Source organism: Metabacillus sp. KUDC1714 (assembly GCF_014217835.1).
Taxonomy (GTDB): domain Bacteria; phylum Bacillota; class Bacilli; order Bacillales; family Bacillaceae; genus Metabacillus; species Metabacillus rhizosphaerae.
Map to the genome: position 1 here is coordinate 1,734,311 of NZ_CP055263.1, position 13,985 is coordinate 1,748,295.

The 13,985-nt window shown below is 36.0% G+C and carries 7 protein-coding genes; all 7 read right to left on the reverse strand.

From position 1 onward, the window contains the following. Positions 1-8 precede the first annotated feature (8 nt). The 7 genes from HUW50_RS08275 to HUW50_RS08305 all read right to left on the reverse strand — a co-directional run bounded on the left by HUW50_RS08275 (position 9) and on the right by HUW50_RS08305 (position 13,802). On the reverse strand, positions 9-2,342 hold the full coding sequence (locus HUW50_RS08275; protein WP_185653828.1) for a glycoside hydrolase family 3 N-terminal domain-containing protein: 2,334 nt from the start codon (positions 2,340-2,342) through the stop codon (positions 9-11). Between the two features lie 122 nt (positions 2,343-2,464). After that, positions 2,465-4,048: an extracellular solute-binding protein gene (locus HUW50_RS08280; RefSeq protein ID WP_066338095.1), complete on the reverse strand. Its 1,584-nt coding sequence runs from the start codon at positions 4,046-4,048 to the stop codon at positions 2,465-2,467. Positions 4,049-4,377: 329 nt separating this feature from the next. Next, positions 4,378-5,283, reverse strand: coding sequence for a carbohydrate ABC transporter permease (locus tag HUW50_RS08285; protein WP_066338098.1), 906 nt, complete (start codon positions 5,281-5,283; stop codon positions 4,378-4,380). 15 nt (positions 5,284-5,298) lie between these two features. Next, positions 5,299-6,306 carry an ABC transporter permease gene (locus tag HUW50_RS08290; protein ID WP_083964754.1) on the reverse strand — a complete coding sequence of 336 codons (1,008 nt, stop codon included), beginning with the start codon at positions 6,304-6,306 and terminating at the stop codon, positions 5,299-5,301. A 395-nt stretch (positions 6,307-6,701) separates the two neighbouring features. Continuing rightward, positions 6,702-8,960, reverse strand: a complete 2,259-nt coding sequence (locus HUW50_RS08295) for a helix-turn-helix domain-containing protein (protein ID WP_066338103.1) — start codon at positions 8,958-8,960, stop codon at positions 6,702-6,704. A 340-nt stretch (positions 8,961-9,300) separates the two neighbouring features. Next, positions 9,301-12,378, reverse strand: a complete 3,078-nt coding sequence (locus HUW50_RS08300; RefSeq protein ID WP_185653829.1) for a beta-galactosidase — start codon at positions 12,376-12,378, stop codon at positions 9,301-9,303. Between the two features lie 107 nt (positions 12,379-12,485). After that, positions 12,486-13,802: an alpha-L-fucosidase gene (locus HUW50_RS08305; RefSeq protein WP_185653830.1), complete on the reverse strand. Its 1,317-nt coding sequence runs from the start codon at positions 13,800-13,802 to the stop codon at positions 12,486-12,488. Between the last annotated feature and the right edge of the window lie 183 nt (positions 13,803-13,985).

Below are 13,985 nucleotides of genomic sequence, written 5' to 3' on the forward strand. Positions count from 1 at the left end.
TTTCCTTTCTATTCCTGCATTTGACCTTTCATTCCCAAATGATGTGAACGGTCTTCTATGATTAGCTTTTTTTCTAACACAGTATGAGAAGAACCACCTACCATCAGTTTTACGGATCCTGGTTCAATTGCGAAATTCATATCAATGTCCCATATAGCTAGTTCATCAAAACCTAGAGAAAATGTAATCGTCTTGGTTTCATTTCTTTTTAACCAAACCTTTTGAAATCCTTTCAGTTCTTTCTTTCTTTGTGTCACAGTAGCTTCCATATCTTTAATATAAAGTTGAACTACTTCATATCCATCTATTTCGCCTATATTTTTGACTTCTACATAAAAAGTAACTTGCTTAGAATCATGAAGCTCCTTTAGTGTAATTGTTTCATTTTCTTCAGAAAGGAAACGATATGTAAACGATGTATAACTTAAACCATAACCAAAAGGATATAATGCCCTTCCACTCATATCAAAATAATCCTCTTTGGCACCACTATCCTTATAGTTATAATAAACGGGTAGTTGCATTGACGAACGAGGAATAGAAACTGGAAGCTTGCCATTCGGGTTAACATCACCAAATAGTACTTCAGCTATTGCTCTCCCTCCCTGTTGCCCTGGATACCATCCTATTAAAACGGCCTCACAATATTGGGTTAGCAACGGAATTGAATAAGGACGCCCTTGAATAAGAACAGAAATGATAGGTGTTCCAGTTGAATGTATTTCTTTCACTAGATCCAGCTGTACTCCACCAAGTTCTAAATTAGCTACATCAATATTTTCTCCACAATCCATTTCTGTTTCATTAAATCCCTTAGCAGCACCATTATTTTCAAATTCCATTCCAAACTCTCTAGCACTAGTTCCACCTAATGCTAAAACAACAATATCTGCTTCCTTAGCCATTTTCTTTACAGTCGTAAACTCAGATTTATCCTTATCCCTAATTCCACACCCTTTTGCATACAATACTTTCGTATCCTTACCGACCATCGATTTTATACCATCAAGTATGGTCACAACATTTTCTCTACGCTGAGGTGGTGTATAATCGCCGAGTAAATTGTAGATATTGTCAGCATTCGGTCCAATAACAGCTATTTTCTTTAACCGTTTACTAATAGGTAAGATTTTGTTCTTGTTTTCAACTAATACAATAGACTGACGAGCCATTTCTACATTCGTTTCAATCGCTCTCCTACTTCCAATAACATTTGAAGCCTTTCCTTCACTTCTAGTTGTTGTTTCATCAAAAAGCCCTAGCTTAAACTTTAGATAAAGTACTCTTGAAACTGCTTTATCAACAAGTTGTTCTTCAATTTTTCCACTTTTTACTGCTGTTTCAATCTCCATATAAACATCATCCCATAAGCTTAAATCTACTCCAGCTTTTAAGCCATATGCAGCTGCTAACTCCTTGTTGCCAGTTAATAATAGCAATCGGTCAAGTGCAGTACCATCTGCCATGACAATTCCTTTGTAATCCCACTCCTCGCGAAGGATCTTAGTTAATAGGTGGTGGTTCGCATGACAAGGAACACCATCAATCTCATTATAAGCAGCCATACAAGCTAGAACCCCAGACTGTACTCCCGCTTTCATTGGTGGTAAAAAAATCTCCCGTAATTCTCTTTCACCAATTAATGCTGGTCCTGAATTGTGACCTCCAACTCCAGCTCCTTGTGCAGCGAAGTGTTTTAATACTGGGAGGACTTTAGGGGTATTCTCATTCTCTCCTTGCATCCCACGAACGACCGCCTCTGTCATTTTCGATGATAAAAAGGGATCTTCACTAAAGCACTCTTCTGTTCTTCCCCATCTCGGATCTCGGACAATGTCTAAAGTGGAGACTAAACCTAGGTGCCCACCCCTAGCATGTAACTCATCCGCTACATGCTTGGAAACCATCTGCTGTAGCTGTGGATTCCAAGAGGCTCCAGACCCAATATGTGTCGGAAATATGGTGCTATCCAATGCCTGATGCCCATGTGGACATTCTTCAGAAAATAGCACAGGTATACCTAATCTTGTGTTTTCTTTCACATACTTCTGGATCATATTAGTCACTGCTGCACTATTCTCAACCTTTATCCCATTTGCAAAATTAACATTTGACCACGGATCTGCTCTAAACAAACCATATAAAGCACCCATACTATCAAATTTGGCAACTTGTTCTTTAAAGGCGCTTGTTAATTCATATCCATTTTCTGTTTTATTGTAGGCTTCCCATCCATACATTTTTTGATTTAATTGGCCTACCTTTTCTTTCAATGTCATTTGATTTATTAAACTATTCAATCGTTCGTGTATGGGATAATGACTATCTTTGTATTTTTCCATGTACTTCCCCCAAAATATAATGATGAATCGTATTCCCGCTTTTTATAAGGGGGTATACGATTCATCTTTATTTTTAATAAATTTATTAGTCTATTAGGGATTAGAGTGCAATGTTTATCCTATTAACTATCTTTCCAACGATCGTAAGCATCTTGGTAAACTTGAATATATTTTTCTATATTCATATCTTCAATCGTTTTTACGTATTTATCCCAGTTAGATAATGGTTCAACCCCAGTGATGAATTTTGCTTCCATTTGTTCTACATAAGATTGTAAATCCACTTCAATAGTATTTACTGTTGCTTGCTCTTCATTTGTTAAATAGGTAAGTGGAAATGGAACCTCTGCATAAGGATCAATCTTTTCCTTCGTTTCAGCTTCAATAAACTTATCAAATTCTGATAGTTCGACACCTTCAATTCGAGCCGTAACTGTTGGTGCAGTAATTCCATATGCAGGTGTTAATGTTCCACGATAATCTTCACTACTATCAAAGCCTTCTGGTACCTCTTGATATTCTCTTTCTCCGTTTTCACCTTTTTTCCAAAGGTATCCTTCAGGTCCATCATTTAAGTATTCACGACCTTCTTTTGAATAGAAATAATCAACCCATCGAATCGAAGCTTCTGGGTTTTCATTGTTACTAGTGATAGAGAAGGCACCCCTACTTATTCCAGGACTACGAGGGAACAATGGCTCGTCTGAAACTGAACTTGTTAGAGGATGAAACATTGGATTGTTTATTGCTTCATCTTGTGTTTCACCAGTAGTAAAGAATGAGAAATAATCCGGGAATAACCCAAGACGATTCACTTGTCCTTTTGCCTTTTTCTGTTCATCAGATTGTGAAAACGTCTCTGGATCTAATAATCCTTCTTCATAAAGTTTATTCATATATGTTAAGTATTCTTTATAATTGTCTGTCATAGGCGTATATCTTACTTTTCCATCAACTTCATCAATACCCCATTCTTTCAATCCAAAAGCACCAAGTAACCAAGGACGTGTGCTATCCATTTTTACATCTGTTAATGGAATTTCATCAGCTTTTCCATTACCATTTGGATCTTCAGTTTTAAACCGTACTAATAAATCATATAGTTCATCAGTAGTCTTAGGTAATTCTTCCACACCTAATGCTTTTAGCCATTGACCGTTGAACCACATTGGGCCTCTATACCAGCCAGATGTTGGATGCATATTGATAGCAGGGATTGAATAGATGTGTCCATCAACAGTTGTAACGGATTTTTTAATTTCAGGATTTTCATCAAATATTTTTTGTATATTAGGAGCATATTCTTTAATAAGGTCTTCTAAAGGTACCAATACTCCTTGTTTTCCATAATCTACTTCCATACCAGGAGTCAAATTAGTTGACCCTGCTGCATAAATAACATCTGCAATATCTCCACTAGCAAATGCTAGATTTAATTTCGTCTGGAAATCACTCATTGGAGGAGTAATATACTCAAAATTAACCTTGGTCTTTTCTGAATACTCCTTTAAAGTAGGCATGTCATTCCATTCAGCCAAACCAGTACCAGGTGCCATCATGGAAATTTTTATTTCTTCTTCTACAATTGGGAATCCTTCTTTATTCACTTCTACACCCTTAGAAGACTCTTGACTTACTTTTTCTTTCGAACTGCATGCAGTAAGTAATAATATAGCTGTTAAAAGAAGTACTAGTATTTTTTTCATCCTTGCATCCCCTTTCATTTTCAACCATAATTCTTTGATTTAACTGGCAGATTTTAAACGATCACCCCCTTAAATCAATACATTTTATTAGGCTGTTTTCGCAAACTTTGTTGCTTTTAAAATAGTATTGGGTTGGTTGATTGGCACTCCAGGATGCTCGCTTTCCGTGGGGCGGGCGATGAGCCTCCTCAGCGCGTAGCGCCTGCGGGGTCTCATCTGTCCCGCTTCTCCCACAGGAGTCTCGCATATCCGTTCCAATCAACCTAATCAGTTTTGTTCAAAAACAACAATCTTTTAGAAAAGAGCCTTTTATAAAGAAGATCATCCTACTACCCTTTTAGTGAGCCTATCATTACACCTTTCACAAAGTAACGTTGTAAAAATGGGTAAACAATAATAATAGGAAGTGTAGAGACAATCATTACCCCATACTTAATTACAGCTGCAAGCTGCTGCTTACTATGCATCGCCTCAGCCATAGTACCTGTTAAATTTGTGCTTTGTGATGACATTTCCTGCAAAACAAGTATTTCTCTTAAAACTAATTGAAGTGGAAACATCTCTTTGTCAGATAAGTAGATTAGTGCATTAAAATATCCATTCCAATGGCCAACACCATAGAATAGTGCCATAACGGCTATAATTGGTGCTGATAATGGTAAGATAATTTTGACAAACATTTTAAAATTTGAGGCACCATCAATAATTGCTGCCTCTTCCAATTCTTTTGGTATGGACGTTTGGAAAAACACTCGTGCAATCACGATGTTCCATACTGCCGCAGCATTCGGTAATACCATCGCCCAAATTGTGTCAATAAGCCCTAAATTTTTTACAACTAAGTAAGTGGGAATTAGCCCTCCACTGAAAAACATAGTTAGGACAAACATACCCATAAGAAGATTTCTACCAACAAAATCTTTACGTGCCAATGCGTATGCAGCAGGGATTGTTACTGCTAAGTTAATGAACGTACCTAAAGCAGTATAAAAAATTGTATTTAAATACCCTCTCCAAATATCGCCATTTTCAAAAATCAGTCTGTAACCTTCAAATGTAATCCCCTTTGGAAAAAGCCACATTTCCCCTGTGTTTACATCTGATGGATTACTTATCGATGCACTAACAATATAAATCAAAGGATAAAGTACGATCACTAATGCACCTGTAAGAAAAATATAAACAAATGCTTTAAATATTTTGTCTGTTTTTGTTTCATGTATTGAACTATTCATCTTCTAATCCCCCTCTTACCATAGACTTGTCTCACTAGTCTTTTTCGCGATCTTGTTTACAGTTATTAGTAAGATAGCATTTATAACAGCATTGAACAGCCCAACTGCTGATGCAAAACTATACTGTGCGTCTAATAAACCTGCTTGATAAACAAATGTCGCAATCACATTCGAGGACTCAAGATTTAGAGGATTTTGCAATAGTAAAATCTTCTCGAATCCAAGCGCCATAATACTGCCAACGTTCATAATTAACAAAATAATCATTGTTGGAACAATCGCTGGAATGTTTATATGCCAGATACGCTGAAAACGGGTGGCACCATCAACTATTGCAGCTTCATGATGCTGTGGATCCACCCCTGCAAGTGCAGCAAGGTAAATGATAGTTCCCCACCCCGTACTTTGCCATACACCAGATAATACATATACCGTTTTAAACCAGGCTGGATCACTCAAAAATGCAATTGGTTCAAAACCTAGAAATTGTATGCCGTGGTTTATTATACCTGTAGCAGGAGAAAGAAACGCTATGATCATCCCTGACATAACAACAACCGAAATAAAATGAGGTGCATATGTAACAGTCTGTACAGTCCGCTTAAAAAAACTGTCTTTAACCTCATTTAAAGCCAACGCTAAAATAATCGGTAAAGGAAACCCAACGATTAATTCGTAGACACTAATCCCTAAGGTATTTTTGATTAGATCCCAAAAATAATACGATTCAAAAAACCGGGTAAAATGTTCAAACCCAACCCACTCACTTCCCCATATCCCTAAGGTTGGAATGAAATTTTTAAATGCAATTTGTACTCCGTACATAGGAATATAATGAAAAATAAGAAAGTATAAAAATGCTGGCAGTACAAATATGTAAAGTTGCCAATTTTGTAGAATCTTTCTGCTCTTCCTCAGTTTTCTAGGATGTTTTAGTCCTAATTTATGGGGTTTCGTAAAACCCTTATTAACATTTTCTTTCTGTTGTAATGGGGAAGTTGCTGTACTTGAGCTTGTACTCATTCAATAACCCCTCCTTCTGCTTTTATATGAAACTACCATAATGTTAGCGCTTTCTCTCAAATGTAATCAATATGTTATTTCATTAAGCGTTGTCAAAATGGTAAAAATTAAATTGAAACGCTTACAAATTAAGACTTAATCACTTTAGCAATATGTTAATCTTGCTTTGATATGTCATCCTTTACATTGCGCTGAAATGGCGTTGGAGAGGTGTTTCAAGGGTTTAACAATTCATAATAAAGTAAAGTGAAACTTCCACCAATGATAGATACCCGTGTCGTGCTTACACGATAACTCTTCTTTTTTAGTATGTTTTAAACAACAATGCATGCGAGCCGCCTAAATTGAAAAGGCCATGATTTATCAAAATCATGGCCTTAGTATCATGTATTCTATTACCTGTTTAAATTACGATATTGTCCAGGTGTTACACCTACTATCTTCTTAAACTTTCGTGTGAAATTTGCAACATCCAAATACCCTACTTGAACGACAATATCTTTAATTGACTTATCAGTCTCCTTTAACTGCCTCTTTACATCTTCCATACGGAGATCCTGTAAGTATTGCGTAAATGTAACACCCGTTTGTCCTTTTATAAAGCGGCTAACATAAGATACAGATAGTTGAAATTTAAGCGCTAAATTTTCCAAAGATAGGTCATAATTATTATAGTTGTCTCTAATATAGTCCAAGATATCGTTTCTCAGCTTATCATTATGGCTTTCCTTCTTATCGTCAACCTCTTTACATATTGTTAAAATTAACGTGTGTAGCTGTTTGTGCAATTGTTCAATAGAATGGAAATCTGCTATTGCATTAAAATCCCGAATAGTTTTACTCAATCCCATTTCAGACGTTGTTTTTACTATCGAATTGATAATATCAAAGCAGATGCACTTTAATACTTGAATTGACAAATCTTTATCAGCAAGATTTGAAAACATGTTGCGTAAGGTTTCAGCAGCAACAATTTGGTCACCTTGCTTCAAACTTTGAACAAGTTTCATTTGCTCTTCTATCGGGTAACCGAGTGACTGTTCTGGTAGAATGCTGATTTCCTCAAAATAGATTATACTACCTTGAGGCTTTGTAAATTTATATTCTAAGGTTGCGAGAGCTTCTATATAGGATCTGTTTATCCAATTTTTTTCATCGTAGAACCCTCCTACCCCAATTGTAGGATCAAAATTGCAGGTTTCTCTAATAAATCTCTGAATCTGTAGAACTAGCTTTCGACGTTCAATGTTCACCTCTTTTTCTAGTCTATTCATACTGACAATCAGTGCGATTGCATCATTATAAAATAAATCAATACCATGTGCTGTTGCATTTACAAGCGAAATATTCGATAAGCTGTTAAAGAGTTTTTCCCGCTCCTCTAAATTATCCTCTACAAAAGCACCTTTTTCAAAGTAAACTATTGCTACAAAATAATGGCCATCCTTCATTTGAATATTTAACGAACTTAGCAATGCCTTTATTTCATTACCATTACTTAGGTCACCTTTTAATAGCTTTACTAGAAATTGATCTCTTGCGAAGGGCTTTTGCAAATACATCGTTTCATTTAATATCTGGTGGTCTTCAAATACATGTGTTATCCTCTTACGAATGGTATCTAGTTCATTTCCACCTTCAAGATCAACTTTTTTCCTACCGTTCCTGTTTGTAATTTCAAACAGATTTTGGATTGGCTTATATTGATATTTCCCAAGTAATACCGCTAATATAAATCCAGCTATTAATAAGGCAATTAATATGGCAAATATTAAGATTGTCGTATTGTCTAACCGTTGAAAAAACTGGTCAGCATCCATCAAAGCTATAAATTTCCAGCCGCTTAACTCAGAATTAACAGAAACAAGCGAATACTCTTTTCCATCTATTTCAACATTATTTACTCCGAAAAGATCAATAGGAAGAGACGTTAATTGTTTTGAACTTATCGATTTATCATTATTGGAAGATGCAATAACTTGATTATGTTCATTGAAAATATAAACATTACCTTCGTATTCGCCTAGTATGTTTTGAATTAGATCTGTCATCGTCGATTCCTCAATAAAATACATAACTGTACCATAAGGATTGTGACTGTTAGGACTAATTGGAAATAAATACGCGATCATATTCTTATGTTTTTCATTATTGATCACTACTTTATTAATAGGTTTTATAAATGGGATTTTTGTATGTAAATCACTAAAAAGATCCTCTTTTCTCCATTCAACAAATCGGTATTTTTTTTCCGTGAAAGCTTCTAATGAATACGAGCCATTGGTGGAATAGATCGTCTCATCATTATGATAATAGATAAATAGTTCTTCTATAATCGAGCTATTTGCTTTATACTTTTTTAATTCCTCAATCGCCTCTCCACTATAATAGCCATGACTAATCATATACGGAGTAAGCCTAGGATCATATGAAATTCTTGCTGCAAGTGTTTCTAACTCTTTCATTCGTTCATTTGTTAGATTTTCTACTTGTTCTAATTTGTTAATGTTTGATTGTTCAATTTCCTGCCGTAGACTTGCTACAGAATGATAATAAATAATTGTACTCATTATAAGAAACGGAACAAGAAAAACCAGTAGATAGGAGACGATATACTTATATAATAGTCGAGATTTAATCCTATTACGCAACACAACCAAACCCCCTAATCTTTGTCTAATCTATTTTGAACATATATATAATGAAAAGGATAAAATGAGGACTAGGAATAATTTAAGGTTCTAAAAAAGGGTTTAGCAGAAAGCTAAATCGATAAAATAATTGCACTATACAGTTATGGTTGTACCTGTTTCACGGCTAAGTAAGACACCATTTAAAGATACACAACACATTAAGCGCTTTCAATTAATCCTTTAAAAAATTAGTCATAAAAGAAACCGGCATTTGCCGATTTCCTTTATGTACCATAAGTATAGCACGTATTTGGTTAGTAGTGCACAATTTGTGGGCATATAAGTATACTATTATACCTTCTTAACAAATAATTTTAACTTCATCAGGACGATAAACAGAGATGATATTTCCCATTTTATCTGTTGCAAACATAACCGTTCTTTCAGTCTCCAGTAAAAATGAATAGGTTCTATTTGATTCAATATCCTTAATTTTAACAGGTGTATCCCTAGCAAACTCGGACACAAAAATAAATAAAGATCCCTCTTCAAAATTTAGTTTCCTTCCATAATTCCCCGGCATATTACCTATTTCCCAATCCATTTGAACCTGGACCCCTGCTTTTTCTATTACATATTTATATAATGCAATTATCGGCTCACTTCTTTCATTTAGTTCAACAGGTAATGAACACCAGATAATTTCACCTTTTCCAAATGAAATTTCCTTTATTTCATTTGATTGTTGTTCAGAGTTCACAACCTCTTTCAGCGCTTCAGCAATTCGTTCTTCGCCAAATGAAACTGGATACTTATTTTCATTTATTTCAAGCATTTCCTCACGAAGGATATTCTTAACACTAGTTGACCCGATGATGTCATCCATTCTTTTTGTATCGTGCCAATATTCGTCTAAATTTACTGGACCTGTAATTAGTAGTGTTGCACCTTGTTCTCTTACTACTTCCAATATGTTAGTAAGTGCACTACTGCTAAAATTATGAGGACTAGGAACAACAATTAATTTTGGAAGTTCATTCTTTAATTCATAAAGATGGTATTCGCTTAAAGCACGAAATGGTGTATTCATCTCATAAGCCAATGTTCTCGTAAGCTTCATCGTTGCATCTAATGCTAGTCTGCGATTTGAGAAATCATTTGAGTATGGGAATACGACAGCTATTTCTTCCAGTTCTCTGCCTTTGAATAAATCACGTGTATCATTTATAAACGTACCGAAATCATAAGAAACGTTTGCTTCAGGTTTCTCGGTACCGTCAGCACGAATAGCTCCGATGTTCGATTCATTAATATTATTCATGTAGTAATTTGTGTTCCAAAGCCATTGCACAGCACCCGCTCCACCTGTCGAAAAGGAATAAGCATATTTTCTTTCAAGTATGTTACGCAATTCCTCTTCACTTCTTTTTGCTTGATTATTTGGATTTTCCACATACATAATTCCCGTTTCTTGAATTAAGTTTGGCTTAGTAGGCGTTTTCGTAAAAATACCATCCCAAACTAGTTGATCCAGTAGCCACCAGGTGTGGTTCGTTGTATAATCAACCGCATCAGAGTAAAATAGCGGTGATGGCCGCTGTGAGCCAAGGGCTTCGTCCTGTCCGACCGTAACAAGCTGATTTGGCGCTAAACTCTTAATGGTATCTGTAAGTTCCCTTGCCCACATATTATGCATATCCATCGTATACAACGTATAATCTAACCATCTTAAACCTTTTTTTCCAAGTAGCATATCTTTAATTCCAAAATTGATCTCACTCGGTTCAGGTGGTTCAATCGTATCAAATGATGGCAATTCCTGATCTGTCATGTTCCACTTTTCTTGTAGTTCACGAGTGGAGCTATGACGATTCTTAAGCCAGTCTCTATATGCTTTTCTGTCATACTTATCATGAAGTGATCTTGGACCTGCGAATGTACGGCCCGGATCAAACAATGAAGGCTCATTAATTAAATCCCATTGAATATTGGTAGTTTCCGTATGCCTTGAAACGATTGACGTAATAAAACGTTTTTGCGCCTCAACACTTCGCGGGTCAAGGTATGGGTTTTCCCCTTCCCATGTTTCCGGTGTAAAGGAAAAGAAATTAAATGTTACTTCAAGATCGTGTTTTTTCGCACATAGGATAAAAGCATCAATGGAACGCAGCACATTTTCATCCACATGACCATCGACAAACATCATGTTGCGCCATCCAGTCCAAATCCCTGTACGAATATAATTTATTCCTGCACGCTTCATTTGTGCCATATCCCTATCCCAAATATAAGGGTTAGGTAAGAATAGAAAGTAACGAGCAACATCTGATGTCATATACGTCATGCCAACAATTGGCATTGGGCGACCATCTTTTTGAAAATAGTCTCGATCACATGTTAATGGAACACCTGTTGTTAAAAGCGTCTTATCCATGCCCCAGAAACCTTGATGAAGTATTCGTGTTTCACCTTTGCTTGATGCAGCATGACATGTTAGATCATACAATCCTGGCATAATATCTATTGGCAAAATAAAAGAAAGGGCATTCAATTGTTGGGAAGCTTTTACGATTTCTTTATTAGAAAAGACTTCTTCTTTATTCTTTTTAACAGTAAATGTCAATGTCCATTCTGTTGTTTCGCTTTTAAACGACTGCAATTGATAGGTTACTTTTGGACGTTCTCCTTCATCATACGTTGCATAGTTCGTTTTCAACCACATTTCAGTTACTCCATTTGTTACAAACAAAACTAATTCCTCGATAGCCTTTGCGCCTTTTTCTGTCCAAAATTGTTCATTAACCTTCTGATTAATGAAGAGCCAGCGCCCTCCGGTGAATTTCCCTTTTGTATTTTCAATTAGGACACTAGGGGCTGCTACTTCACGTCCGCTCTTTGAAACACCTTTAAGCAACGGATAAATACGTGCATCCATCGGACCTACTGAACCCATTTCAGACTCAATTGCACTGGATTTTGTCACATGCAACACAAAGTTGCAGGTATCCGCAATTGGAAATAGCTCCTCTTTACCGGAGAACACAGGAATATCCTCATTATGTTGCAAAGAAGCAATCGGTTCGGATTTAACATGCAAAGCTTCATGAATATTTAATTGCTGATGGTAAGCTGTTTGCACACGCTCCCTTTCCCAATTGCCATTCGTCATATAACAAGGAATCCGAAATGGAATTCCGCCAATATGTACGATTCCTTTACCACTTTTAAGATGATCATATATTGCTTGCCAAGCACTTTTTGGGAAATAGGGACCATGCATATTTACAAAACATTCCACTTCATTATTTGCTAAAACTTCCTTTAAAGAAAGAGCATCTGCAACGATTATTTCATTATTAAAGTTTCCAAAAAAAGAGCTGTTCGGTCTGTGACCATCTATTGGAAAACTAGAATCATAGAAAATTACGATGTTACCCATAAATAATAACCCCCATTTTTACTTAATGTAATCTTTGTAATGACAGGACTCATGCTTAAAGCTTTTCATGCGTCTTTATCTTCTATCATTCTAAAAAACCAGTATAGTTAATCTATAATAAAAATCTCAACAACGGGTACAAGTACATCTGGTTTTTGCACAGGAAGTTCTAAAACAACTGAATCAATATCAATTTTTGTTTCTGTACTTGTAATGACTTCTTCAGGATCAAATTCTCTAAAATGGACCTCTGATGCATCATTTAGAAGCTGAGCATATTTTACTTTTCCAGCTAAACCTTTTAAATGAAGATGCCGGAATGGCCATGAGTAAATATGGAGGTACAAGCGATTTCCATTTTGTGTATAGCGACAGTCAAGGGGTGGCTTGTATTCACTATGCTTTGCTCCATATATCGAACGGGAGTGAAATCTCATCCATTCACCAATTTTCTGCAATCGCTCTATGGAACGACTATCAAATTCCCCTCGTCCATTTGGCCCTATATTCATAAGCAAATTTCCATTTTTTGAGACAGTATCAATTAACATTTTGAGCAGCACTTCAGTAGATTTCCAGTCAAGATTATCACGGTGATAACCCCATGTTCCATTCATTGTCTGGCATGCTTCCCAAATGACTGGATGCCCATCTTTTTCGACATGTTCATTTGGCTGGTACTGTTCCGGGGTTATAACACCGCGATTTAAATCAAGGCGGTCATTGATGAGAATATCAGGCTGAAGTTCTAGCACCATCTTTTCCAGCTTCTTAGACTGCCAATCATTCTCCCCTTTCCCTTTAGCCCATCCCCAGTCACGGTGTGGGTAAGAAAAATCGAACCAAATATAATCAATTTTCCCGAAATTCGTTAATAATTCCCGAACTTGTCCATGCATAAACTCCACATACTTATCAATATTACGACCAGTATTTTCCTTTTTGAAATCTTCATCATCTCGTTGAGGGTGCAACCCATCAATCGTAAACTCTGGATGATACCAATCTATTAATGAATGATAGAGTCCAACTTTTAATCCCTCTTCACGGAAAGCATCAATGATTTCACGTAATAGATCTCTTTTTATCGGGGTGTTTGTCACTTTATACTCGCTTAGCTTTGTATCCCATAATGCAAAGCCTTCATGATGTTTCGTTGTGATAACAAAATATTTCATACCTGCTTGTTTAGCGGCATGAGCCCATTCCTTAGCATTTAATAGATCTGGCTCAAAATGGTTAAAATACTTGCGATATGTATTCGGATGTGTTTTCTCGTGTATCATAACCCATTCATGACGAGCTGCCGGTGAATAGAGCCCAAAATGGATAAATAAACCGAAACGATCATGAATAAACCATTCCGGATTCCCATATTGTAATGGCCAATTTTCATATTTTTTCTCATTTGTAACTGTACACACTTTTATTTACCTCCAATAATCTCGTAGTTTCCTATAAATATCGCCTTCCATAATATCTGTTGCAGACAGAAACCGTAAATATGTAGATTTATCAGCAGTATGTAAACCCTTACAATTTGTGTGCATTTTACTGAATTAATACTTAACGCACTACCCTTTTATAAAATTTCACAAAAAGAAAAA

Bases quoted from the DNA above. Each gene is read 5' to 3' on its own strand.
- HUW50_RS08275 (WP_185653828.1), bottom strand. From the start codon at position 2,342: ATGGAAAAATACAAAGATAGTCATTATCCCATACACGAACGATTGAAT.
- HUW50_RS08280 (WP_066338095.1), bottom strand. From the start codon at position 4,048: ATGAAAAAAATACTAGTACTTCTTTTAACAGCTATATTATTACTTACT.
- HUW50_RS08285 (WP_066338098.1), bottom strand. From the start codon at position 5,283: ATGAATAGTTCAATACATGAAACAAAAACAGACAAAATATTTAAAGCA.
- HUW50_RS08290 (WP_083964754.1), bottom strand. From the start codon at position 6,306: ATGAGTACAAGCTCAAGTACAGCAACTTCCCCATTACAACAGAAAGAA.
- HUW50_RS08300 (WP_185653829.1), bottom strand. From the start codon at position 12,378: ATGGGTAACATCGTAATTTTCTATGATTCTAGTTTTCCAATAGATGGT.